25 protein-coding genes are annotated in these 24,086 nt (G+C 39.2%); 24 read left to right on the top strand and 1 reads right to left on the bottom strand.

Annotation, left to right across the window (positions count from 1 at the left end):
* The first annotated feature begins 158 nt into the window (after positions 1-158).
* The 22 genes from aroC to SAZ04_RS07240 all read left to right on the top strand — a co-directional run bounded on the left by aroC (position 159) and on the right by SAZ04_RS07240 (position 21,683).
* Positions 159-1,331, top strand: a complete 1,173-nt coding sequence (gene aroC, locus SAZ04_RS07345; protein ID WP_332693339.1) for a chorismate synthase — start codon at positions 159-161, stop codon at positions 1,329-1,331.
* Positions 1,331-2,428, top strand: coding sequence for a 3-dehydroquinate synthase (gene aroB / locus SAZ04_RS07340; RefSeq protein ID WP_332693336.1), 1,098 nt, complete (start codon positions 1,331-1,333; stop codon positions 2,426-2,428). Before aroC ends, aroB begins: the two co-directional genes overlap by 1 nt.
* Positions 2,421-2,792 carry a chorismate mutase gene (gene aroH / locus SAZ04_RS07335; protein ID WP_332693483.1) on the top strand — a complete coding sequence of 124 codons (372 nt, stop codon included), beginning with the start codon at positions 2,421-2,423 and terminating at the stop codon, positions 2,790-2,792. The genes aroB and aroH overlap by 8 nt, the downstream gene beginning before the upstream one ends.
* Positions 2,793-3,063: 271 nt before the next feature.
* On the top strand, positions 3,064-4,575 hold the full coding sequence (gene trpE / locus SAZ04_RS07330; RefSeq protein ID WP_332693333.1) for an anthranilate synthase component I: 1,512 nt from the start codon (positions 3,064-3,066) through the stop codon (positions 4,573-4,575).
* Complete coding sequence (trpD, locus tag SAZ04_RS07325) at positions 4,568-5,587, top strand: anthranilate phosphoribosyltransferase (RefSeq protein ID WP_332693330.1); 1,020 nt, start codon at positions 4,568-4,570, stop codon at positions 5,585-5,587. The genes trpE and trpD overlap by 8 nt, the downstream gene beginning before the upstream one ends.
* A complete protein-coding gene (gene trpC / locus SAZ04_RS07320; RefSeq protein ID WP_332693327.1) occupies positions 5,580-6,353 on the top strand; it encodes an indole-3-glycerol phosphate synthase TrpC in 774 nt (257 codons plus the stop codon). Before trpD ends, trpC begins: the two co-directional genes overlap by 8 nt.
* Positions 6,337-6,996: a phosphoribosylanthranilate isomerase gene (locus tag SAZ04_RS07315; protein WP_332693324.1), complete on the top strand. Its 660-nt coding sequence runs from the start codon at positions 6,337-6,339 to the stop codon at positions 6,994-6,996. Before trpC ends, SAZ04_RS07315 begins: the two co-directional genes overlap by 17 nt.
* Positions 6,974-8,176, top strand: coding sequence for a tryptophan synthase subunit beta (gene trpB, locus SAZ04_RS07310; RefSeq protein WP_332693321.1), 1,203 nt, complete (start codon positions 6,974-6,976; stop codon positions 8,174-8,176). Before SAZ04_RS07315 ends, trpB begins: the two co-directional genes overlap by 23 nt.
* A complete protein-coding gene (gene trpA / locus SAZ04_RS07305; RefSeq protein WP_332693318.1) occupies positions 8,166-8,969 on the top strand; it encodes a tryptophan synthase subunit alpha in 804 nt (267 codons plus the stop codon). The genes trpB and trpA overlap by 11 nt, the downstream gene beginning before the upstream one ends.
* 43 nt (positions 8,970-9,012) lie before the next feature.
* A complete protein-coding gene (gene hisC / locus SAZ04_RS07300; protein WP_332693315.1) occupies positions 9,013-10,113 on the top strand; it encodes a histidinol-phosphate transaminase in 1,101 nt (366 codons plus the stop codon).
* Positions 10,114-10,405: 292 nt separating this feature from the next.
* Positions 10,406-11,503 carry a prephenate dehydrogenase gene (locus SAZ04_RS07295; RefSeq protein WP_332693312.1) on the top strand — a complete coding sequence of 366 codons (1,098 nt, stop codon included), beginning with the start codon at positions 10,406-10,408 and terminating at the stop codon, positions 11,501-11,503.
* Between the two features lie 138 nt (positions 11,504-11,641).
* Positions 11,642-12,931 (top strand): 3-phosphoshikimate 1-carboxyvinyltransferase, encoded by a 1,290-nt coding sequence (aroA, locus tag SAZ04_RS07290; protein ID WP_332693309.1) that lies wholly within the window; start codon positions 11,642-11,644, stop codon positions 12,929-12,931.
* A 382-nt stretch (positions 12,932-13,313) separates the two neighbouring features.
* Positions 13,314-14,270: a hypothetical protein gene (locus SAZ04_RS07285; RefSeq protein ID WP_332693306.1), complete on the top strand. Its 957-nt coding sequence runs from the start codon at positions 13,314-13,316 to the stop codon at positions 14,268-14,270.
* A gap of 138 nt (positions 14,271-14,408) precedes the next feature.
* On the top strand, positions 14,409-15,662 hold the full coding sequence (locus SAZ04_RS07280) for a tetratricopeptide repeat protein (RefSeq protein ID WP_332693303.1): 1,254 nt from the start codon (positions 14,409-14,411) through the stop codon (positions 15,660-15,662).
* Positions 15,663-15,769: 107 nt separating this feature from the next.
* Positions 15,770-16,315 carry a ReoY family proteolytic degradation factor gene (locus SAZ04_RS07275; protein WP_332693300.1) on the top strand — a complete coding sequence of 182 codons (546 nt, stop codon included), beginning with the start codon at positions 15,770-15,772 and terminating at the stop codon, positions 16,313-16,315.
* 186 nt (positions 16,316-16,501) lie between these two features.
* Positions 16,502-16,963: a YpiF family protein gene (locus tag SAZ04_RS07270; RefSeq protein ID WP_332693297.1), complete on the top strand. Its 462-nt coding sequence runs from the start codon at positions 16,502-16,504 to the stop codon at positions 16,961-16,963.
* A 358-nt stretch (positions 16,964-17,321) separates the two neighbouring features.
* The gene (locus tag SAZ04_RS07265; protein ID WP_332693294.1) at positions 17,322-17,822 is read left to right on the top strand and encodes a Rieske (2Fe-2S) protein; all 501 of its coding nucleotides are present in this window, start codon (positions 17,322-17,324) and stop codon (positions 17,820-17,822) included.
* Between the two features lie 15 nt (positions 17,823-17,837).
* Positions 17,838-18,509, top strand: a complete 672-nt coding sequence (gene qcrB, locus SAZ04_RS07260; protein ID WP_332693291.1) for a menaquinol-cytochrome c reductase cytochrome b subunit — start codon at positions 17,838-17,840, stop codon at positions 18,507-18,509.
* A 47-nt stretch (positions 18,510-18,556) separates the two neighbouring features.
* A complete protein-coding gene (locus tag SAZ04_RS07255) occupies positions 18,557-19,339 on the top strand; it encodes a menaquinol-cytochrome c reductase cytochrome b/c subunit (RefSeq protein ID WP_332693288.1) in 783 nt (260 codons plus the stop codon).
* Between the two features lie 85 nt (positions 19,340-19,424).
* The gene (lhaT, locus tag SAZ04_RS07250; RefSeq protein WP_332693480.1) at positions 19,425-20,024 is read left to right on the top strand and encodes a lipoprotein heptaprenylglyceryl N-acetyltransferase LhaT; all 600 of its coding nucleotides are present in this window, start codon (positions 19,425-19,427) and stop codon (positions 20,022-20,024) included.
* A gap of 74 nt (positions 20,025-20,098) precedes the next feature.
* Positions 20,099-20,887: a sporulation protein YpjB gene (gene ypjB / locus SAZ04_RS07245; RefSeq protein WP_332693284.1), complete on the top strand. Its 789-nt coding sequence runs from the start codon at positions 20,099-20,101 to the stop codon at positions 20,885-20,887.
* A 118-nt stretch (positions 20,888-21,005) separates the two neighbouring features.
* Entirely contained in the window at positions 21,006-21,683 is a 678-nt protein-coding gene (locus SAZ04_RS07240; RefSeq protein WP_332693281.1) for a zinc metallopeptidase, read from the top strand.
* Between the two features lie 81 nt (positions 21,684-21,764).
* Here the strand turns inward: SAZ04_RS07240 and SAZ04_RS07235 are convergent, their stop codons facing one another.
* Positions 21,765-22,637 (bottom strand): YitT family protein, encoded by an 873-nt coding sequence (locus SAZ04_RS07235; protein WP_332693279.1) that lies wholly within the window; start codon positions 22,635-22,637, stop codon positions 21,765-21,767.
* A 256-nt stretch (positions 22,638-22,893) separates the two neighbouring features.
* Here SAZ04_RS07235 and SAZ04_RS07230 point away from each other — a divergent pair, with 256 nt between their 5' ends.
* Together SAZ04_RS07230 and dapB are read left to right on the top strand one after the other, a co-directional pair.
* The gene (locus SAZ04_RS07230; RefSeq protein WP_332693477.1) at positions 22,894-23,226 is read left to right on the top strand and encodes a nucleotide pyrophosphohydrolase; all 333 of its coding nucleotides are present in this window, start codon (positions 22,894-22,896) and stop codon (positions 23,224-23,226) included.
* Positions 23,219-24,019, top strand: coding sequence for a 4-hydroxy-tetrahydrodipicolinate reductase (gene dapB / locus SAZ04_RS07225; RefSeq protein ID WP_332693276.1), 801 nt, complete (start codon positions 23,219-23,221; stop codon positions 24,017-24,019). Before SAZ04_RS07230 ends, dapB begins: the two co-directional genes overlap by 8 nt.
* Positions 24,020-24,086 lie beyond the last annotated feature (67 nt).

The raw sequence follows: 24,086 nt of genomic DNA, 5'->3' as shown, positions 1-24,086 counted from the left end.
TTTCTTAGACGGATAACGGTTAAACTGGTAAAATGTCTACATAATAACGAAATTGTCTAAATTGTTTGAGACAGGTAATAAGATATATGTTATAATTTAACGCATAAAAGCGTTAAAGAGATTAAAGAGAAAAAGTTGTTGGAATTGGAGGAGTCGAGATGAGATATTTAACAGCTGGTGAGTCACATGGCCCGCAATTAACGACGATTATTGAAGGGGTGCCAGCTCAACTAGAGTTGTTAGCTGATGATATTAATCATGATTTAGCACGTCGCCAAGGTGGATATGGTCGTGGGAGAAGAATGCAAATTGAAAAGGATCAAGTTCAAATCCTAAGCGGGGTACGTCATGGTCGTACGACAGGAGCTCCTATTGCTCTAGTCGTTGAGAATAAAGACTGGACGCATTGGACGAAAATTATGGGAGCAGAACCGATTGGTGAAGATGAAGAAAAAGAAGTGAAGCGTAAATTAACTCGTCCACGTCCAGGACATGCTGATTTAAATGGAGCCATTAAATATGGACATCGGGATATGCGGAATGTGCTAGAGCGTTCTTCAGCAAGAGAAACAACGGTCCGAGTGGCTGCTGGTGCTGTTGCGAAGAAGATTCTCTCAACATTTGGAATTAATGTTGGAGGACATGTTCTTGAAATTGGTGGAGTGAAAGCAGAGAATGTCTCGTATGATTCAGTTGAAGATTTGCAAACACGCTCAGAGGCATCACAAGTGCGTTGTTTAGATGAAGAGGCTAGTGCAAAGATGATCGAAGCGATTGATGCTGCGAAAAAAGACGGGGACTCCATAGGTGGGATCGTTGAAGTAGTAATTGAAAATGTCCCGATCGGGCTTGGTAGCCATGTTCATTATGACCGAAAGCTCGATGCCAAATTAGCTGCAGCAGTCATGAGCATCAATGCATTTAAAGGAGTCGAAATCGGAATTGGTTTTGAAGCAGCTAGCCTTCCAGGAAGCCAAGTCCATGATGAAATTATTTGGGATGAAGAAAAAGGTTATAGTCGAAAAACAAATCGTTTAGGGGGATTTGAAGGTGGGATGACAACAGGTATGCCAATTGTCGTTCGTGGAGTGATGAAACCAATCCCAACCCTATACAAACCACTGCAAAGTGTTGACATTGAGACAAAAGAGCCCTTTGAAGCAAGTATTGAACGTTCTGATAGTTGTGCTGTACCAGCAGCATCTGTCGTCGCTGAAGCTGTTGTAGCATGGGAGGTGGCGAATGCCCTACTTGAAACATTTGGTCATGACCAAATTGAAATCATTCAAGGAAATGTGAAACGCCATCAGGATGAAGCGAGGAATTTTTAATGAAGCTAGTTCCGATTGAAGCGAAGTCAAAGTCTTATAAAGTTTACATAGACGCTCGTATACGCTTTAAAGTAGGAGAACTACTAGCGACGGTAGTGACTGAGGCCATATCGTCCATTTTCGTTATTACAGATTCAGCTGTTGCCACGCTTTACTTAGACGATGTAGTAGGGAGCTTTCAAAATAAGCTCCCTGTCTATACAGAAGTCATTCCAAGTGGAGAAGCTTCAAAATCGTTTGCTACCTATGAACAAGTCATGACTAAGGCACTTGAGAGTGGACTTGATCGTAAATCAGTCATTGTTGCACTAGGTGGTGGAGTAGTTGGCGATTTAGCTGGTTTTGTTGCCGCTACCTATATGAGAGGAATCCGCTTTGTCCAAGTGCCAACAACCCTTCTTGCGCATGACAGCAGTGTCGGTGGGAAAGTAGCGATCAATCATCCTCTTGGGAAAAATATGGTAGGGAGCTTTCATCAGCCAGATGCCGTATTTTATGATCCGGAGATGCTCTATTCCTTACCTGAAAAAGAGTGGCGTTCAGGTTTTGCAGAAGTAATAAAGCATGGTTTCATTCGCAATCAAGATTTTTTACAGTGGCTCAAACAGGAGATCAAGTCTTTTGATCAACTACCGATTGAACAAGTGAATAAGCTATTAGAACGATCTCTTGCTGTAAAAGCAAATATCGTTGCTGAAGATGAAAGGGAATCTGGAGTCAGAGCCTATTTGAATTTTGGTCATACACTAGGTCACGCCATTGAATCGGAATTAGGGTATGGAGCAATCACACATGGAGAGGCAGTTGCCATTGGGATGATTTTCGCTTTGAAACTAAGTGAGACGATGTTTCAAGTAGATTTGCAAGTAACACAACATGAGGAATGGTTTAAGCGACTAGGCTATGAAACGAGCATTCCTAGAAAGCTAAATATAAGTAGATTAATACAAAAAATGCAAGCAGATAAAAAAGCGGAGGCTGGGTCAATTCGTATGGTGCTTTTGCAAGGAATTGAACGAGCAACAATGTTGGAGATCCCACCTACAATGATTGAACAGTTAATAGCAAAACAGATGGAGGTGGATAATGTTGGTTAGAGGTATACGTGGTGCGATAACCATTGAAAATAATACAGAGACTGATATTTCTATTGCAACAGAGGAATTGGTACGAGAATTAATTGTGAAAAATAATATTGATCCAAATACAGTTGCTCAAGTGCTTTTTACTGTCACGGACGATATAACAGCAGCATTTCCGGCTAAAGTGCTAAGACAATTTGCTGGATGGTCATATGTACCTGTTGTTTGTGCCGGGGAAATCTCAGTACCAAATAGTTTGCCACTTTGTATTCGTATATTAATGACTGTGAATACAGATGTAGAGCAAGACCAAATTGCCCATGTTTACTTGCGGGAGGCTACTAAACTAAGACCGGATTTAACCTTGACGAATGAGTAAGAACAAGGTAAACTGATGGCAGATGAGGAAGAAAAAAGAGTTTTTCTTCGAGCCAAGTTTAGTTAATGTTAATGTAAAAAGTACGAATATTGAGACTAGTAGAGAATGAGATTGAGTTGAGGAGAGCTGAGTTTAGTTGAGGGATACGTCTATCTATTATACCTCCTAAACGTGTTTCGTTTAGGAGGTTTTTATATTAAAGTTAGGTTAGCATAAATACAATTTCCCCCTCCCACTTATTTCATTCATTCCAAATTTAGGAGTGATTGCAATGATAACCCCAACCTTTTTAGAGTTTCAAAAAGCAGCTGACACGTATAAAACGATTCCGGTTTTTCAACGTTTTTTTGCAGATGGACTGACCCCAGTTCAGATCGTGCATCAATTAGGGGAGCAAGTTTCATTTTTACTAGAAAGTAAGGATGAGCAATCTTCATGGTCGAGATACTCATTTATTGGGTTAAATCCAATGTTTGAGTTAGTTGAAGAAAATGGAATGTATCGAACGTATTCTAAAAGTCGTGAAGTTGTCATTGAAGAGAAGACATTTCAACAAGCTTTTGACGCCACAATGACATTTTTACATGTTCAGCCGTTAGATATCCCGATCCCTTTTCGAGGTGGAGCAGTTGGATATATGAGTTATGATGCAATTGAAACAATTGAGCCGACTCTTCTTACTGAAACGCAGCAAAAGCTACCGCACTATCAATTTTTATTTTGTCAAACGTTAATTGCGTATGATCATGTTAATAAAGAGCTTTCTGTTTTAGTCCATGCAAGACCTAGTGAGGAAGATTCTCTCGTAAATACGTATCATGAAGCAAGAGCAGAAATAAAGCGAATTTCTTCGTTACTTGAGCAACCTATAAACGGGCTTATGTTAAAGGATGTTCCAAAAACAGATGTGGATGTATCGTTTGAGCATGTAACGTCGAATTACGAAAAAGAAGCATTCCTTAACGATGTTGAAAAAATCAAAGAGTACATTCGGGCGGGTGATGTGTTTCAAACAGTTCTTTCGCAGCGGTTTGAGATGGAGGTCTCTGCTTCAGCACTTGATGTGTATCGAGTTCTTCGCATGGTGAATCCATCACCATATTTATTTTATTTGAAATTTGACCAAATAGAAGTGGTTGGGAGTTCACCTGAAAGACTTGTTCAGGTTCAAGATGGTCATGTCGAAATTCATCCGATTGCAGGGACGAGAAAACGCGGGAAAAATGAAAAAGAGGACTTAACATTAGCTGAAGATTTACTTGCTGATGAAAAAGAACGAGCAGAACATTATATGCTTGTTGACTTAGCCCGAAATGATGTTGGGCGAATAGCTGAATATGGCTCAGTAGAAACACCGACATTATTATCGATTGAGAAATTCTCTCATGTTATGCATATTGTCTCAAAAGTTACTGGTAGATTACGATCAGGAACAAAACCATTAGAAGCGCTTATGGCATCTTTTCCAGCAGGCACAGTTTCTGGTGCTCCGAAAATTCGTGCAATGGAAATTTTGCAAGAATTAGAGCCGACAAAAAGAGGTGTATATGCAGGTGCAATCGGATATCTTGGCTATGACGGAAATATTGACTCTTGTATCGCGATTCGAACGATGATTATTGAAAATGGGAAAGCATACATTCAGGCCGGAGCCGGGATTGTCGCTGATTCAATTCCAGAGAAGGAATATGAAGAAACACAAAATAAAGCAAAAGCGTTAATACGAGCTGCACAATTAGCTGAAGAGATGTTTGGAAAAAGGGAGGAGAAAACTCATGTTTAAATCTATTCTTCGTACGTGTATGGAAGGTCAATTTTTGACTGAAGAGCAAGCAGAACAAACGATGAATGAAATCATGAGCGGGGAAGCTACTCCTAGTCAAATCGCCAGTCTCCTTACGGTCATGCGTTTTAGAGGGGAGACGGTTGATGAAATGACTGGTTTTGCACGTTCAATGCGCGCTCATTCGATCCGTATACCAACAGATGATATTCCTATTGTTGATACATGTGGTACAGGTGGAGATGACCTTCAAACGTTTAATGTTTCAACAGCATCTGCTATTGTCCTATCAGGAATGGGTGTTCCAGTAGCGAAGCATGGAAATCGTGCTGTTTCATCTAAAAGTGGGAGTGCAGATGTGTTAGAGGAACTGAATATTCCGACACAATATACAAAGGAAGAAGCAAGACAAGCGTTATTAGATTCGAATCTTTCGTTCTTGTTTGCTCCACTTTACCATCAATCAATGAAACATGCTGTTGTCCCAAGGAAAGAAATTGGGTTTCGTACAATTTTTAACTTGCTAGGCCCGCTAACAAATCCTGCAGGAGCAAAGCATCAGTTAATTGGTGTATATAATCATGAATTCGCTAAAAAAATGGCTGAAACTTTAATAAGGTTAACTACATCAAGAACGTTATTTGTTACGGGTGGAGAAGGACTTGATGAATTATCGATAACAACAGATTCAAAAGTCATTGAAGTGAATGGGCAAAGTCAGCAGATTTATACGATAGCTCCTGAGGATGTAGGACTAAACCGAGGTGTGTTACAAGACATACAAGTGAAAAGCCCTTGCGAGAGTGCTAAGGTTATTAAACAAGTACTAAAAGGTGAAGCGAATGAATCAGCACTTGGAATTGTTATATTCAACACAGCAGCTGCCCTGTACGCAGCAAAACGAGTAGAGTCGATTCGTGAAGGGGTTACAAGTGTGCAAAATGCAATTCATTCGGGAGCGGTTTACAGACATTATCAATTTCTACAAAAGGAGAAACAACATCATGCTTGAAAAAATATTGGAAACAAAACGTCTGGAAATAGCCAAAGTAACGCTTCCTGAGCAAGTGATCGTTCCAACATTCTCGCTCTACGGGGCATTAAAACAACCAAACAGGTCGATTGGGCTTATTGCTGAAGTGAAGAAAGCTTCTCCTTCAAAAGGTGTCATTTGTGAGCAGTTTGAACCCGTAACCATTGCCAAAGGTTATCAAGAAGGTGGAGCTGATGCGATCTCAGTTTTAACAGATGAATTGTACTTTCAAGGACACCGTGATTATTTGTCTGCTATTAAAAAAGAAGTTGCTCTACCAGTAATGAGAAAAGACTTTATTATTGATAAGAAACAAATCGAAGAGACGGTTCGTATTGGAGCCGATGCGATGTTGCTTATTGTTGGTACGGTACCGATTGAGCAATTAAAAGAACTATATGAATATGCCTATAACTTAGGGCTTGAATGTTTAGTTGAAGTTCATGCAAAGGAGGAGCTAGTAGAGCTTCTTGCTACGTTTATACCAAAAATAATTGGTGTTAATAATCGAAACTTGAAAACATTTGAGACGTCATTAACTCAAACAGAGGAGATGGCCGAGTTAATACCTGAAGGAACTTTGTTTGTAAGTGAGAGCGGAATTCATGATACATCTGATCTTGACCGGGTCAAAAAAGTGGGAGCCTCAGGTGTTCTTGTTGGTGAATCATTAATGCGTGCGCCTTCTCCTGAAGTAGGAATTACTGCATTGTTTGGAGGAGAATCCATTGCAGCCTCTTCTTAAATTGTGTGGCAATCATTCGTTACATGATACGAATGTCTCTATCTCAAGCAATGCAGATTACATTGGCTTTGTCTTTGCTAAAAGCAAAAGGCAAGTCACAGGTGAGCTAGTGAGAGATTGGGTAAAGAAGCAAAAAGAAACAAATGATAAGAAATTTGTTGCGCTTTTTGTTAATGAGGATGCAAATTCAATTCAGACAACAATTAAAGATCTTCCTATAGATATCATCCAATGTCATGGAAATGAAAAGCCGGAGCAAATCGCAGAAATTAAAAAAATAACGTCTTTGCCTGTTTGGAAAGTGGTCCATCATTCAGATGAAGCGTTGCAAGTTATGCAAACGTATGAAGGATTAGTGGCTGGTTATATCGTTGATTGTAAAGTTGGGAATCAATGGGGGGGCACAGGTACCTCATTTGATTGGAGCTATATTCCTCATTATTTAGCCGAGGGAAAAAAGCAAGGTGTTCCCGTTTTTATTGCTGGAGGCATCCGACCAGAGAATGTTGAAAAAGTACTAGAATACGGGCCCGATGGCATTGATGTTTCTAGTGGAATAGAAGAAAATGGCAACAAATCTAGGCAGCTAATCAAGCAACTAGAAGAAAGGATGAATCAACATGAAAATAACACATCCAGATAAGCAGGGGCGTTTCGGTGAATTTGGTGGGAAGTACGTTCCAGAGACGTTAATGAGTGTAATTGAAGAGTTAGAAGAGGCGTTGGATGAAGCAATGGCTGATGAATCATTTGCTCGCGAATATCTTACCCACTTACAAGAATATGCAGGTAGACCAACAGCACTATCCTATGCCGAAAATTTAACAAACTCGCTTGGTGGTGCGAAGATTTATTTGAAGCGAGAGGATCTCTTGCATACAGGGGCCCATAAGCTAAATAATGCAATGGGGCAAGCGTTACTTGCAAAAAAAATGGGGAAAACGAAAATTGTTGCTGAAACAGGCGCGGGGCAGCATGGAGTTGCTTCAGCGACGATTGCAGCGAGGTTTGGACTAGAATGTAAGGTTTTCATGGGTGCAGAGGATATGGAACGTCAAGCTCTAAATGTATTTCGAATGGAGTTACTTGGAGCGGAAGTAATTCCGGCTACATCTGGGAGCCAAACATTAAAAGATGCAACAAATGAAGCGATTCGTTATTGGGTTGCTAACGCTGAAGATACGTTTTATTTAATTGGGTCTGTTGTTGGTCCTCACCCTTATCCGAAGATGGTTCGAGATTTCCAAAGAATTATTGGCGATGAATCCAAAAAACAGTTTCAAGAGCGCGAACAAAAATTACCAAAGGAAATTATTGCCTGTGTCGGTGGTGGCAGTAACGCGATAGGAATGTTCTATCCTTTTTTAGAAGATGATGTCACATTAATTGGGGTAGAGGCAGCTGGATTAGGTGTAGATTCAAACCAGCACGCTGCAACGATTACACATGGTCGAAAAGGAGTCATTCACGGTTCATTAACGTACTTATTACAAGATGAAGCAGGTCAGATAACAGAGCCATATTCTATTTCTGCTGGTCTTGACTATCCTGGTGTTGGACCTGAACATGCATACCTAGCGAGTAATGGACGAGTTAAATATGAAGCCGTTACGGATCAACAAGCGTTAGACGCATTAAAGCTTTTATCTGAACAAGAAGGAATCATCCCAGCAATTGAATCAGCTCATGCATTAGCTAAAGCGTTTGAGCGAGCAAAGGAATTAACACCAGATGATGCGATCCTTGTTTGTTTATCTGGTAGAGGAGATAAGGATGTTCATACTTTAATGAAACATTTTAGGGGTGAGTCAAATGGCGAATAAACGAATGGAAGTGGCAACTAAGACGGGTAAACCTTTGTTTATTCCCTTTGTTACAGCAGGTGACCCATCAGCAGATGCAACAATTGAAATTGCATTAACTTTAGAGGAAGCAGGTGCCAGCATTCTAGAATTAGGTATTCCTTACTCCGATCCACTTGCTGATGGCCCAACGATTCAAGCGGCATCTAAACGTGCCTTAAATGGTGGGATGTCGTTAGAAAAAGCATTGCAACTTGTTCCAGAAATGAGAAAGCGTGGGCTGACGATTCCAGTTATTATTTTTACGTATTTTAATCCTTTACTTCAGTATGGGGAAGAACGATTTGTTAATGAAGCGGCTGAGCTAGGAATTGATGGATTGCTCGTTCCAGACCTTCCTTTTGAAGAAAGTGTATACTTAGATCAACTTTGTGAGCAAAATGATCTAGCATTAATCTCACTTGTTGCCCCAACATCAAAACAACGTATGATTAAGATTGCCCAACGTGCGAAAGGTTTCTTGTATTGCGTCTCATCATTAGGTGTAACGGGAGTTCGAAATGAACTTGATCCAAGAGTATATGATTTCTTAAAGACGGTTCGTGAAGCAAGTAACATTCCAACAGCAGTTGGATTTGGTATATCAACTGGGGAACAAGTACGAGTAATGCAGGAGCATGCTGATGGGGTCGTTGTTGGTAGTGCACTCGTAACAGTGATTGGAGAGCAAGAAGAAGCGCTAAAAATGAAGGAAACGAGGCCACTTGCACTTCAAAAAATAAAAACGTTTGTCTCCTCGCTCATTTCGTCGTAACATAATAGGGGTAGATACTAATATTTAAGATGAGGTGCTAAGCATGCAAGCAAAACCACAATTACATGGGTTGCCTTCATATAAGCCAGGTAAGCCAATTGAAGAAGTGAAAAAAGAGCTTGGCTTAACGAAAGTTGTGAAGCTAGCTTCGAATGAAAATCCATATGGAGCTTCGCCGCTAGCGGCGAAAGTGATTAGTGAGATGGCCTCTCAAACAGCGATTTATCCTGATGGGTATGCTGCTGTTATTAGAGAGAAAGTCGCGACGAAAATCGGAGTGGATCAAAACCAGCTTATATTCGGAAATGGCTCTGATGAAGTCATTCAATTTTTGTGTCGTGCTTTTCTTTCACCAGAGACGAATACGGTAACTGCTGATCCTACTTTCTCCCAATACAAGTTGAATGCAACGATTGAAGGAGCAGAGGTTCGAGAAGTGCCAAGTGTTGATGGTGTTCATGATTTAGATGCGATGTTAGAAGCAATTGATGAGAACACACGTATTGTTTGGGTATGCAATCCGAACAATCCTTCAGGTACATATATTAATCAAGAAGCGTTTTCGAGCTTTTTAGAACGTGTTCCATCGCATGTTCTTGTCGTTTCTGATGAAGCGTATTACGAATATGTAACTGCTAGTGATTATCCAAAGACATTACCATTACTGAAGAAGTATGAGAATTTAATGGTTTTACGTACATTTTCCAAAGCATATGGACTAGCCGCGTTACGAATTGGTTATGGGGTTGCCAATCCAGGACTAATTTCGTTACTTGACCCAGTTCGTCCTCCGTTTAATAACACGACATTTGCTCATGTTGCGGCAGTAGCATCATTAGAAGATGATGAGTTTATTTCTTCTTGTGTAGAAAAGAATACAGCTTCATTAAAACAATTTGAGCAGTTCTGTCAAACGTACCAACTAAAATTTTATCCGTCGCAAACGAATTTCATTTTGATTGATTTCAATCGTTCAGGGGATGAAGTGTTTGATTACTTGTTAAAGAAAGGGTTTATTGTGAGATCTGGAGAGGCCCTTGGATTCCCGACTTGTGTACGAATTACAGTAGGAACAGATGAAGAGAATAATGAGTTGTTCGCTGTTTTAGAAGAGATGCTAGCTTCTAAAGCAGTAAAACAGTAGGAAATAGAAAAGGATTGTCCCTTTCATAGCTGAGGAGGAACTATAAAGTAAGTTTCTCTAGCAATTGTTACTAAAGAGAGCGAAACTATTGGGTAGTATACTCAAGGGTGGCAATGGCTCCATACACTGCGCGTCGAACGACAAGAAACCCATTTGTCGTTCGGCTTAAAAAAGCAGCGGTTCCGCTCATTGCTTATAAGAAAAGGACCGCGGCTTGCGGTTTTTCTTATAAAAATCGTCTTTCATGCTTGAAGGGCGTTTTTTGTTAAGATTAGAGTGAAGGGAGAACGGCATGAAGCGAACGGTTTTAATCGTAGGTCTTGGGTTAATTGGTGGTTCAATAGCCCTTGCAATTAGAAAGGAACATAATGTCCATATTCGCGGTTTCGATATTTCAGAAGAACAGTTGAAAATGGCTTTGTCTTTAAAAGTGATTGATGAGGCAACATCTTCAATAAAAGAGGGTGTTGTTGGGGCAGATTTAATAATTTTTGCAACTCCTGTTTTAAAAACAGAACAACTTGTGCAAGAGATTGCTCGTTTTGATTTGAAAGCTGGAGCAATTGTGACAGATGTTGGAAGTACGAAAAAACGAATCGTCGAGCAAGCTTCTTGTTTAAGTGAAAAAGGTGTTACTTTTATTGGAGGACATCCAATGGCTGGTTCACATAAAAGCGGGGTAGAAGCGGCTAGATCACACTTGTTTGAGAATGCTTTTTACATCTTGACACCGATTGAAGATACGGATGTACGGGTTATTATTCAGCTACAAAACTGGCTAAAAGGGACAAAAGCGACTTTTATTGAATTAACACCTAACCAGCATGATCGATTAGCAGGGGCAATAAGCCATTTTCCGCATGTCATTGCAGCAAGTCTTGTGCACCAAATTGCTAAAATAGAGGATGAAGATCCACTCGTTTCTAGGTTAGCAGCTGGTGGTTTCAGAGATATAACTCGAATAGCATCGGCAAGTCCAACAATGTGGAGAGATATTCTTTTACATAATAAGGAAAGTCTTCTGCGCTTGCTTGACTCATGGACAAAGGAAATGGCATCTGTAAAAACGTTAATTGAAGAAGAAAGTGCTGAAGCTATTTATACATATTTTCAAGAAGCAAAAGATTTTAGAGATGGTCTGCCTGTTCGAAAAAAAGGAGCCATTCCTTCATTTTACGATTTATTTGTTGATGTGCCGGATCATCCAGGGGTTATTTCAGATGTAACAGGTATCTTAGCTCAATATCAAATCAGCTTAACTAATATACGTATATTGGAAACTCGGGAAGATATAATGGGGGTTTTACGATTAAGCTTTCGTTCGGAAGAAGATCGAGAACGAGCTCAGGTGCATCTGCAACAACAAATGTATGATACATATATCTTATAGATGTGTTCAAAAAGGGGTGGTTTTCCCCTTTTTAAACACATCGAAGCAGCGTGCGTAGCCATTGCACTATCAAATATTTTTAAGTGAATCAAAGAGGGACAGTTTTCTCTTTTAATTTCATCATTTAGGAGGGGTAATATGAATACTGCTATTGTTAAACATTCACTAGGATTAAAAGGCACGATTAAAATACCAGGAGATAAATCAATCTCACATCGAGCAGTTATGTTCGGAGCCATTGCCGAAGGAACGACGACCGTGGAAGGCTTTTTACCAGGCGAGGATTGTTTAAGTACGATTGCTTGTTTTCAGAAATTAGGTGTATCGATTGAACAAGAAGGCGAAACGGTGACAATTGAAGGAAGAGGCTGGAAAGGGCTAACGGAGCCGAGTGAGATTTTAGATGTAGGAAATTCAGGAACGACAACTCGTCTTATGCTTGGGATCTTAGCAACACGCCCGTTTCATTCAGTCGTTATTGGTGACGATTCAATTGCAAAACGCCCAATGGCCCGTGTGACAAACCCATTACGTGAAATGGGATCAACTATTGATGGGAGAGAAAATGGCAATTACACGCCACTTTCTATTCGAGGTGGACAAACACAAGGCATTGCTTACCAATCCAAAGTCGCAAGCGCCCAAGTGAAGTCAGCTATATTGTTAGCGGGATTGCAAAGTTCTGGAATAACGTCTGTATCAGAACCAGCCCTATCTCGTGACCATACCGAAAGAATGCTTGAGGCATATGGGGTTAAGGTCAAGCGTGATGGATTAACGGTTTCTGTTGAAGGAGGACAATCCTTAACAGCACAACACATTGTTGTTCCTGGTGATATTTCATCTGCAGCGTTTTTCTTAGTTGCTGCAGCAATCGTAGCGGGTAGTGAAATAACCTTAGAAGGAGTAGGGATAAATCCAACTCGTTCCGGAATTATTGATGTATTAGAAAAAATGGGTGCAATGATGACGATTCACAATGAAAGATTAGCCGGAGGGGAGCCGCTTGCTGATATTACGATTTCTACATCCGCATTAAAAGGAATTGAAATTGGAGGCGACCTAATACCAAGGCTTATCGATGAAATTCCAGTTATTGCTGTGTTAGCTACACAAGCGGAAGGAAAAACGATTATTCGAGATGCTGAAGAATTAAAGGTGAAAGAAACGAACCGAATTGATACAGTTGTCAGTGAATTAAGTAAGCTCGGTGCGACAATCACTGCAACAGATGATGGCATGATTATTGAAGGGCGGACACCGTTAACAGGCTCGACTGTTAATAGTTTCGGTGATCATCGAATTGGAATGGCGATGGCGATTGCGGGACTCATAACTGATGGAGATGTGATAATTGACCGTAGTGAGGCTATAGCCGTCTCATATCCGAGCTTTTTTGAGCATATAAGCTCGCTACAACAAAAGTAAATAAAATTAAAAAGAGGCTAAAATTGTATTTTAGCCTCTTTTTAAAATGATATGAATGTAGGAGAAAACAGTAGCTAATAGTAGTCTTATCAACGAGAGGGCTAAAGTAAAATAAAAAATCCCCCATCCATAAACGTAAGCGTTTACAAATGGAGGTTTAGCAAATAGCTAAAAAGTTGTATGGATAGGAGTGGAGAGAAACCATACGCTTATTTAATATTATATACAGTTAAGGTTTAATGTCAATAGAAAAAAATGAAAATTCTGAAATATAAAACGGGAAAGTGAGGATGAATTGTTCTCTTTTTTTACTTTCTTTCATAGCTTGTCTAATAAGTACGAATTAAGAAAGGGACAATGAAGCGAAGTAGGAGGAAAAGTGATGTACTTATTAGACAGAGCGACAAAAATCGATGAAGAGATCAATACGCTACGTTCCTATTTAATTGAGGATGGTAAAATTAACTATGTCACTACTTCTTTTGACAAATGGAATAAACAACGAGTGGCGATGACGGGAACCATTATGACAAATGGAAGAATTATGTTTGACGACAAATTGATAACATGCACAAATTTTCAAATGTTTCAAGAAAGACAAAGTTATTTAATTTCAAAAGGGTGTACGGGGGTGGCCGTTGCGCCGCGTGTTCAATATGAACGAGAAATTGAAGGTGTATTTAAGCGTGCTAAGCATGCGATGGCAAGTAGTACGTTAGATTTCCTGATTGGAATTACGCTGCCGTTAGCAATGGTACGCCCCAGTGTTATACGCTTGTGCCAAAATCTAAAGGTACCCTTTGTACGAATCGAGATTCACTCGTTTCAAGAACTGAAGACACTAGCTTGGACACATATTTCGCAAACGTTGCTAACATATCCAACCGTACTAATTCCTGTAATTGCGTCAGCTTCAATAAGGTTTGAGCTTGCTTTACTGAGAGAATGGATGGCTTACTGCGAGAATTTTCAGATTCATACGACAGGACCGATTGAACCCCTTGATCGTTGGATAAAACCTTTTTTACAAATGGTTGGATTGTATCCGGAAAAAGGCACGTTACTTGTTGGAAGTGATGCTGACTACCTTTTATTCCATGAAGATCGAGATTATGAATTGTATTCTTTGAACGAAAAAGTTGCAACTAAAGATAGGATTGTTTATTATGATGAGAAAGATCCGATTTTGGTCGTCGTAAAAGGAGAAATCATAAAAACATATGATACAATTACATTGAAGCCAGGATTTGGACGTTTAATTGAAGTGAAAAGACCAGGAAGGTTTTTGTCTTTATCAAAAGTTGGAGAAGGCGAAAATCAGAAGCAGAGTTATATGTAACTTAAAACTCGCGTACAAATTGCCGTCATTCAATGGAATGATGGTTTCTTCTTGTGTTCTAGAAAGGGTATCATAGAAAAAGTGTCGAAGAAGAAGATGTACGAGTTGGTTTTTTCTAGATAATGGAGGAGTATGGAAATGAATGTAATTCAAAAAGCAATACAAAACATTGAGACGGGTAAGGTAGAACAGGGGTTAAACGAATTAGCTCGACATGAAAAAGGGGCAGACCATCAAGTGAAATTTGACATTGCTGAAATCTATCAAGAACTAGGACATATAGAAAAAGCGAAAAAAATTGTTGATGAGTTGCTCATACTATATCCAGATGAAGGAAGCTTGTATGCTTTTGCTGCAGAATTATTAATCGATATGGACAAAGAAGATGAGGCAATTGAACTGTTACTAGAAATTAAGGAAGACGATCCCACATTTGTACAGGCCCAAGTTCTTCTTGCCGATTTATATCAAATGCAATCGCTTGACGAAGTAGCAGAACAAAAATTGTTACTTGCACAGATGAAAGCTCCAAATGAAGTGATTATTTCATACGGTCTTGGGGAATTTTATTTAGAGCGTGGAGATTACATAAAAAGCATTCCACATTTAAAGAAAGCTGTCCATTCAGGTGAACATATCCCAAATGTTCATTTAGGATTGCTATTGGCAGAAGCTTATAGTGCCACTGGTCAATTTGAAGATGCACTTGAATATTATCGAGAAGGGATAAAGGAGAATTTTGACCCAAATGCTTTATTTGGTTATGGTTTTACGGCGTATCAAATGGGAGACATGGTCCTTGCGATTGAGCAACTTGAGGCATTAATGACACTTGATCCTGATTATTCAAGCTTGTATACGTATTTAGCTAAAGCATATGAGGCTGAAGGAAGGTCAGATGATGCAATTGAAACATTAGAAAAAGGAATGAAGGTAGATGAGTATAACGAATCATTATATGTTCATGCAGGTAAGCTCAGTTTTAAACGTCAAAAGCCAACAGAGGGAGAGGGGTTTCTTAGAAAAGTCATTGCGTTAAATCCATCAAATGTCGAAGCGGTTCAAACGTTAGCAGCCTATCTAAAACATACTGAATCATTCGAAGAGTTGCTAGAGTTAATGGAGCATATGCGTGACTACGGTGAAGAGGACACATTGTATACGTGGTATGAGGCGACCGCATTAAAAGAAGATGATGATTATGACAAAGCATTTAAACGATACAAAGAAATTGAAAAAACATACGTTGAAGATGTTGATTTTCTAGAAGAATACGGCTATTTTTTACTTGAATATGGAAGGAGAGAAGAAGCACAACGAAAATTTGAAAAAATAGTAGAACTACATCCAGAAAGAGCAGATATAGTTGAACTGCTTCAAAATATAAATTGATTTATATTTTGAAAAAGGAAAATTAATAAATTATAGCGAATACTAACATTATACAATCTATTCGATGAATAGCCATGAAATAAGAAAATCTTAAGGAGGAGTGAGGCATGGGCAACATCATTCCAGTTGTAGATAAGAAAGAATTTCTTAAAAATTTTTTGCAACAGTTTGAATTAAAACGCCGGGAATGTGCTTGGTTATTGAACTATTTAATGAGTGATAATGAGCTTATGGAACGAGTTCATTTTGTTGAACAGGCAGCACATACTCCGAAAGCGCTAATTATCTCAGCGAAGGGAGTCGATAGTATTCCGTTCTCCTTTCATAAAGAAAAGCACATAACAACTGATGCAGAAAAAGCATTTCATGATATTCGTTTAAACCAAACCGAAGACATTTATATTGAACTACATTTTTCAGGGCAAAGACAGTATCCACCATACTTAGTTGTTCTTGAAGAGAACCCTCACGTCCCAGAAAACATTGAGCTTACTGTTGCTTTTCAAAAAGAATCGGAAATTGTTCTTGATCGTTCTCTTAGATCGTTTAAAAAAGAACGACTATTAAATGAAATTGATATCGCATTGGATGAGCAAAATAAGGAGCTTTTTAATGAATTAGTCGAGCAGTTACAGCGGTTAGATGAAAGGTGAAAATGACTATGGGTGACTCTTATTTATGGCTTGCTACTAGAATCTGATTTAAGGTGAGACGTATACCCTTGATAGAGGAAGCTAACTAGTAGATTGGTATAAAGCGGTCATCCTTTGTTTTGTGCCTTTACGTTCATTCGCGTTTAAGATAAAACTTGAGATTGTGATTTAGGAGAAGGTGTATATATGAAATGGCAAGCTAGTGAAATGGATACGTATTTACAAGCAAAGGAATATGTTGACACGGCTATTATTCCGCTTATCCCTTTATCGTGGCAAAAGGAAGTAAAGTCAACGGTAGCAATGGGTGAATTTATCTCTATTATTGCTTTAGAAGTAGAAAAACAATTTCATGGACGAGTTGTTCAATTTCCGCCCTTTACCTATTTGAGAGTAGAAGATTCTTCAACGCGTATTAGTCGAATTCAAAGTTGGCAAGAAGAATTAAGGGCTGGTGGAATTTCCCATGTTGTTTATTTAACATCAGACGGGGAGTGGAAGTCTGTGGAAGGTCAATTAGACGGGATGTTACTTTGGCTCCCAACAATCCCACTTGAAAATATAGAAGCGAGCTATAAGCGTGATGTGATTGCTGATCAATTAAAGCAACTGATTCCAATCATGACCAATAAATGGCAGGGTAGGTAATCCCAGTAGATCATAGTAAGTAGCCTGCTTTTACAATTGAAGTCAATGGCTTCTTTCAAGTTCTTATACTTGAGGAAGCTTTTTCTTATTTGTTTCAAACAATGATGCTTCGTTTTTTTAGGTGGCATGATGTAGGGGGGGATTTTTGTCTGGATTTTGATTACAAGTGTGAATCTGTTATTATAGTCAATGATCTATTTATCAGATGACCTATGAAATATGCCGAATTTGTGCCAGAATGCGGAAATTGTTGCTTATTACTTCGTGTTATATTATCATGGGTATGTCCTAGTATAATAAAGTGTTTATCTTATGCCCATTTTTGGGTTTACCTTATTGTGTAAGGGGGGGAAAACGAGTGAGTGAAAAAGACCACAGAGTTTCACGACGACAATTTTTAACATACACACTTACAGGTGTTGGTGGCTTTATGGCAGCAGGTATGTTAATGCCAATGGCTCGATTTGCACTTGATCCTGCTCTAAAGGCTGGTGCGGAATCAGACCTAAGATATGTATGTGATGTGGCAGAATTAACGGAAGAGCCACAAAAGTTCAGATTTTCATTTGAACAGGTTGATGCATGGTACGAATCAGAAGTGACTCGTGAAGCGTACATTTATATGCGCGATGATACAGTAACGGCTTTATCACCGACATGTACGCATCTAGGTTGTACGGTTGCGTATGGAACGCAAGAAGACCATCCAGAACGATTCTTCTGTCCATGCCATTTTGGAATGTTTGATAGTTCCGGAATTAATATTCCAGGAACACCTCCACAACGTCCATTAGACGTCTATGATGTCGTAGTGGAAGATGGAAAAGTTTACTTAGGTCAAATTAATCAGCGAACATAAGGAGGGGCGTAATCGATGCTTCAAAAAATTTACGACTACGTTGATGAGCGTCTCGATATTACGCCAATGTGGCGCGATATTGCCGATCACGAAGTACCAGAGCATGTTAATCCGGCTCACCACTTCTCTGCGTTCGTGTACTGTTTTGGAGGTTTAACATTCTTTATTACAGTGATTCAGATTTTATCTGGAATGTTCTTGACGATGTATTACGTACCAGATATTGTCAACGCTTATCAATCAGTAGCATACTTACAAAATGAAGTCGCTTTCGGTGTAATCGTACGTGGTATGCATCATTGGGGCGCAAGTTTAGTTATTGTTATGATGTTTTTGCACACATTACGTGTCTTCTTTACGGGATCGTACAAGAAGCCTCGTGAATTAAACTGGGTAGTTGGTGTCCTTATTTTCTTTGTTATGCTTGCATTAGGAGTAACGGGTTACTTATTACCTTGGGATATGAAGGCATACTTCGCAACAGCGGTTGTACTTCAAATTGCTGAAAGTGTACCGATTGTTGGTGGATTCACAAAGACGTTGCTTGCTGGTGGAGATATTATCGGTGCAGCGACTCTAGCTCGTTTCTTTGCGATCCATGTATTCTTCTTGCCTGCAGCATTACTAGGCTTAATGGCGGCTCACTTCTACATGATCCGCAAACAAGGTATTTCTGGACCGTTGTAAAATGAAACTCTAAATGACTCAAACAAATGAAAAAAGGAGGGAACGAGATGGAACGTGGTAAAGGGATGAAGTTTGTTGGCGACTCTCGTGTCAAGGCAAACAATCGAAAACCTAACATTCCAAAAGATTACTCGGAATATCCAGGTAAGACAGAAGCGTTCTGGCCGAACTTCCTCTTAAAAGAGTGGATGGTTGGTGCGGTATTTTTAATGGGGTACCTCCTTATTACGGTTGCTCATCCGGCACCGCTTGAGCGTATGGCTGATCCTACTGACGCTGGATATATTCCATTACCTGACTGGTACTTTTTATTTTTGTATCAGTTACTAAAATATCAATATGCTTCTGGTGACTTTAACGTCATTGGTACAATTGTTATGCCTGGACTTGCTTTTGGAGCACTCTTGTTAGCTCCTTGGTTAGATACGGGTAAAGAACGTCGCCCATTAAGACGTCCGATCGCAACAAGCATGATGATGCTTGGATTTATTTCTGTGTTCTACCTAACTTGGGAATCGGTTGATCAACATGATTGGGAAGCAGCTGCTGAACAAGGTGCGATTGTTGAAGAAGGAGACATTGATACGGAAGCACAAGGGTATGAGATTTATTCAGCTCAAGCTTCGTGTATCGGATGTCACGGTGATACAATGACAGGTGGAGCTGGTGGTCCTTCATTGCTTGAAACAGAAAAAGATGCTGAGGAAGTAATGAACACAATTATAAATGGTCAAGGGGCAATGCCTGCTGACTTATTTGATGGCTCAGACGAGGAGCTTGAAATTCTTGCTGAGTATATTGCTGCTCATGGCCAACCTGAAGAAGAATAAAAGAAAAAGCTGACTGTTATGGTCAGCTTTTTTCGTATCAATTCATATAAACTAAAACAATACATAACAAAAGGTAGGAATGATGATGGTAAAACGTTTGCTCTTACTGTTTGGGCACAAGTGGATGATCATTTTTTTATTACTCGTTAATATTCCAGGAACTATATATGGATACATATGGTATCGGGATCAATTGGCTATAACGCCAATCCAATTTTTGATTTTTGTTCCTGATAGTCCGACAGCAAGTCTGTTCTTCGTCTTCGTATTGCTGGCTTTTTTAATGCGACGAAATTGGCCATTAATTGAGGCGTTAGCGGCTATCACACTAATTAAATACGGGATCTGGGCGGTTGTCATGAATGTAGCTGCTGGTTGGGCAGGGGACACACTAAATTGGAAAAATTACATGTTGGTTTTTTCACACGCAGGTATGGCCTTACAAGCTGTGCTATATGCACCTTATTTCAGAATAAAACGATGGCACTTACTAATTGCTGCTGTGTGGACTATTCATAATGATATAATTGATTATGTTTTTATGATGCATCCATGGGTTTCAGGACGATTAATGAGTGATATTGATATGATTGGTTATTTCACTTTTTGGCTTAGTGTCTTCTCAATTGCAGTTGTTTATTTAGTAGGAGTAAGAAAAAATCGTTTTGAATTAGAAATTCAATGACAGTTTGTCTCTGTTTCTTGGTCTACTCTTGTCCATCCGTTCATAGGATGTTATGAGAAGAAGGAGGGACAAACATGCGTCAAATAATCATGGTAATGGTAGCCGTAATCGTTTTAAGCTTTCCGATGAGTATCCAAGCAGATGAAACGACATCGCTACATACATGGAAAGAATTAAATCACACTTCCGACCAAATCCTTCAGTTAGTCAAACAAGAAAAATTTGAAGAAGCTAAGCAATTGTTGGATTATTTTTCTGTTATGTTTTTAGAGGTTGATTTCCAGGAAGAGAAAATTACAATGAGCTCATTACGAACTGTAACAGGATCATTTGAACATGCAGTTGAGGCTGTTACAGCTATAGATATGCCATTCGATCAACGTATTTATAACGTAACAGCTTTTCGCCTTGCTGTTGATGCCTTGTCCAGTGAACATCACCCACTTTGGCTACACACTGAAAAATCAGTAATGAATTCATTAGCTAATATGAAGATTACAATTGTTGCAGAAGATTCTCAAGGCTTTCAACACCGCTTTAATGAATTTTTGCGCCACTATGACATGATTAGACCTGCTTTATTTATCGATATTGAGCCACAACATTTACAAAAAATTGATTCTCAAATTACCTATCTAGAAAGATTGAGATCTGGGAATGTAGATAAAGATAAGGTTACGCCACATCTTGAAGTGATGGAAACGGAATGGACAAATCTATATAGTAGGGAAAAAGAAGACAGCGCTGATCCTTCTCTTTGGTGGGTCATGTTTACAATTGGTGGGATGATCACAATGTCTTTATCCTATGTAGGTTATAAAAAATACAAGGCTGAAAAACAAAAGGTTCGTGGGAAAGAGTAATGTGACAAAAATGTGAGAAGTAGCTGAACCCACTGTAATCATAGTGTTTTTGTTTGACTTTGTTTGATGTTCAATTTAAAATGTTAAGTAAGAACTAACAACAGAGGTGGTACAATCAATGGGTTTTATCGTTTATTTTATTCTCCTTCTTATCATTCCAGTTTGGGCACAGATGAGAGTAAAGGGCGCTTACAAAAAGTACTCACAAGTCCATGCTTCATCAGGTATGACAGGTGCGCAAGTTGCTAGGAAAATCCTAGATGATAACGGCTTGTATGACGTTCAAGTCGAGGAGACTCGTGGTACATTAACTGACCACTATGATCCGCGTTCAAAAGTAGTTCGTTTGTCAACAGATAATTATTATGGAACGTCTGTTGCTGGTGCTGCTGTTGCGGCGCATGAGGTTGGACACGCCATGCAAGATGCAGAGGATTATGCATTTTTGCGCATTCGTCATTCACTCGTTCCAGTTGCCAGCTTCGGTTCAAATGTTTCATTCTTTTTAATCTTAGCTGGGATATTAATGCAAGCTTCGGGCTTCATATTGCTGGGGATTTTTGCCATGGCAGCTGCTGTTTTGTTTCAAGTTGTTACATTACCAGTTGAATTTAATGCCTCAAGTCGAGCAATGGAGCAGATTGTTTCAACGGGAGTTATTCGTAATGATGAAGAGCGCGATACACGTAAAGTGTTAAATGCTGCTGCATTAACATACGTTGCTGGTGCACTGGTTGCTTTACTTGAACTTGCTCGCTTTATTTTTATATATCTTGGAATGAGCAATGACGATTAATAAGCTTGGAGCCATTCGCTCCAAGCTTATTTTCCTTTTGAACTACAGCGGAGGGTCGGTGTCTACCATTAAATCAATTTCTTACATATGTAAAGGTTTTTTGTTTTCATCCAGCGTGAATCCCTCGCCAATAACATCTTGAACATCGTTTACCGTTACAAAAGCATGAGGATCAATGCGTTCGACTAATGTTTTTAAGCGGATTAGTTCATTTCGGCCGACAACGCAATAGAGGATCTCTTTATCCGTTTTAGTAAAGCTCCCCTTTCCTTTTAAAATGGTTGCTCCTCTATTCATTTCTTTCAAGATTGCATCTGCTATTTCTGGCACTTTATCTGAGATAATGTGAGAAGCTTTTGCAGAATAAGCACCTTGTTGAATAAAATCTATTACTTTTGCTGCAATAAAAACAGCAAGCAGTGTATACATTGCTTCTCGGTAATTTAAATAAATAAGTGATGTTGCAATAACTAGGGCATCGAACATAAACATGGTCTTCCCCATACTCCAACCAAGATAGTTAAAGCCTAGCTTTGCGATAATATCGACCCCGCCTGTCGTTCCGCCGTATCGAAAAACAATTCCCAGTCCGACACCGATAAAAGCACCAGCAAATAATGCTGCAAGCGTCATGTCGTCATGAAGAGGGATGCTTACAAATGGATAACGTTGAAAGATCTCAAGGAAAATAGATACTCCTATTGTTCCGATAATGGTATAAACAAACGTGACTTTTCCTAGTATTTTCCATCCGATAAAAAAGAGAGGGATGTTTAGTACGAGGTTAGAAATAGCAGGGTTAATGAAAAATATAAAGTAAAGAATAAGCGTAATTCCAGTAAAGCCACCATCCGCTAAATTATTCTCCATATTAAAGTAAACGAGTCCAAAAGAAAGAATAGCAGATCCAAGTAAAATAAAAAGAATATTTTTCAAGCGCACCTTATAAGCCATATAGTCCTCCTTATGATAAAATACAAGTGACATGCATTGGGGATATCATACCTATTTAAGACGTAGTTAAATGATGGAATCGTTTTAGTGTTTTAACAACTAGAAGCACAGTCATTATCTCTTTTTGGGGACAAGCTCTATTATATAGAAAGAGATATTTAACGGCAAATGTAGTTTTATTGTTTGTCAAAATGCGAACATTTCGCTAACATGGATTTGGTAAGGATGTGAGGTGAGCCAAGTGAGTGAGAAATCAATGAAACAAATGCAAGGAGAAGTTGATCAATATATAGGACAATTTAAAGAAGGATATTTCAGTCCTTTAGCGATGCTTGCAAGAATGAGTGAAGAAGTGGGAGAATTAGCTCGAGAGGTAAATCACTTCTATGGAGAAAAACCGAAAAAATCAAGTGAAGAAGATCGAACGATGGAGCAAGAAATGGGAGATATTCTATTTGTATTAATTTGTTTCGCGAATTCATTGGAAATTGATTTAGAAGAGGCGTTTGACCTAGTTATGGAGAAATTCAATTCCAGAGACAAGGATCGCTGGACAAGAATAAGAGAAGAAGGTGTATTGGATGAGTAAAGTGAAAATAGTTGTCGCTGGACCGCGTGGAAATATGGGAAAAGAAGCCGTGAAAATGGTAACAGGAACAGAAGAATTTCAGCTTGTAGCTGTTGTAGATTCAAAACATGAAGGAAAAAACCTTAGCGAAATAGATGGTTTTCATGGAATTGAAGCTACCATTTATACAGATATACATAAATGCTTTGAAGAGCAAGAGGTAGATGTGTTAATTGACTTAACGGCACCTGCATATGGACGAAAGCATATGGAAGCAGCTTTTGCAAATAGTGTTCGCCCTGTTGTGGGGACAACTGGATTTACAGAAGAAGATATTGATGAACTTCGAGCAATGGCAGAAGAAAAAGGACTTGGAGCAATTATAGCGCCAAACTTTGCTATTGGCGCTATTTTGATGATGAAATTTTCACAAATGGCGGCGAAGTATTTACCAGATGTAGAAATTATTGAACGTCATCATGATCGTAAGTTAGATGCTCCATCTGGGACAGCAGTTAAAACAGCACAGCTTATTTCTGAAGTGCGAGCTGCAAGATCACAAGGGCATCCAAATGAAACAGAAGAAATGAAAGGTGCACGTGGAGCCGATCATGAAGGTATGAGAATTCATAGTGTTCGTCTGCCTGGCCTTGTTGCTCATCAAGAAGTGATATTTGGGGGAGTTGGCCAAACGTTAACGATCCGCCATGACTCGATCGACAGAACATCCTTTATGCCTGGCGTGAAACTTGCTGTTGAGTCTGTCCTTCGCATCGATACATTAGTATATGGTCTAGAACATATTATCGAATAAAAAACGTTTGAATAATGAAAAAAACTCAAGGGTGTGACCTCTTAAGTCACAATTAGTATGAACTATG

Origin of the sequence: Halalkalibacter lacteus, from assembly GCF_036663595.1 — a bacterium.
In the GTDB taxonomy this organism is placed as follows: Bacteria; Bacillota; Bacilli; order Bacillales; family Bacillaceae_D; genus Halalkalibacter; species Halalkalibacter lacteus.
The sequence above is the reverse complement of the archived record's forward strand: the minus strand, read 5'-3'. Positions and strand labels throughout refer to the sequence as shown.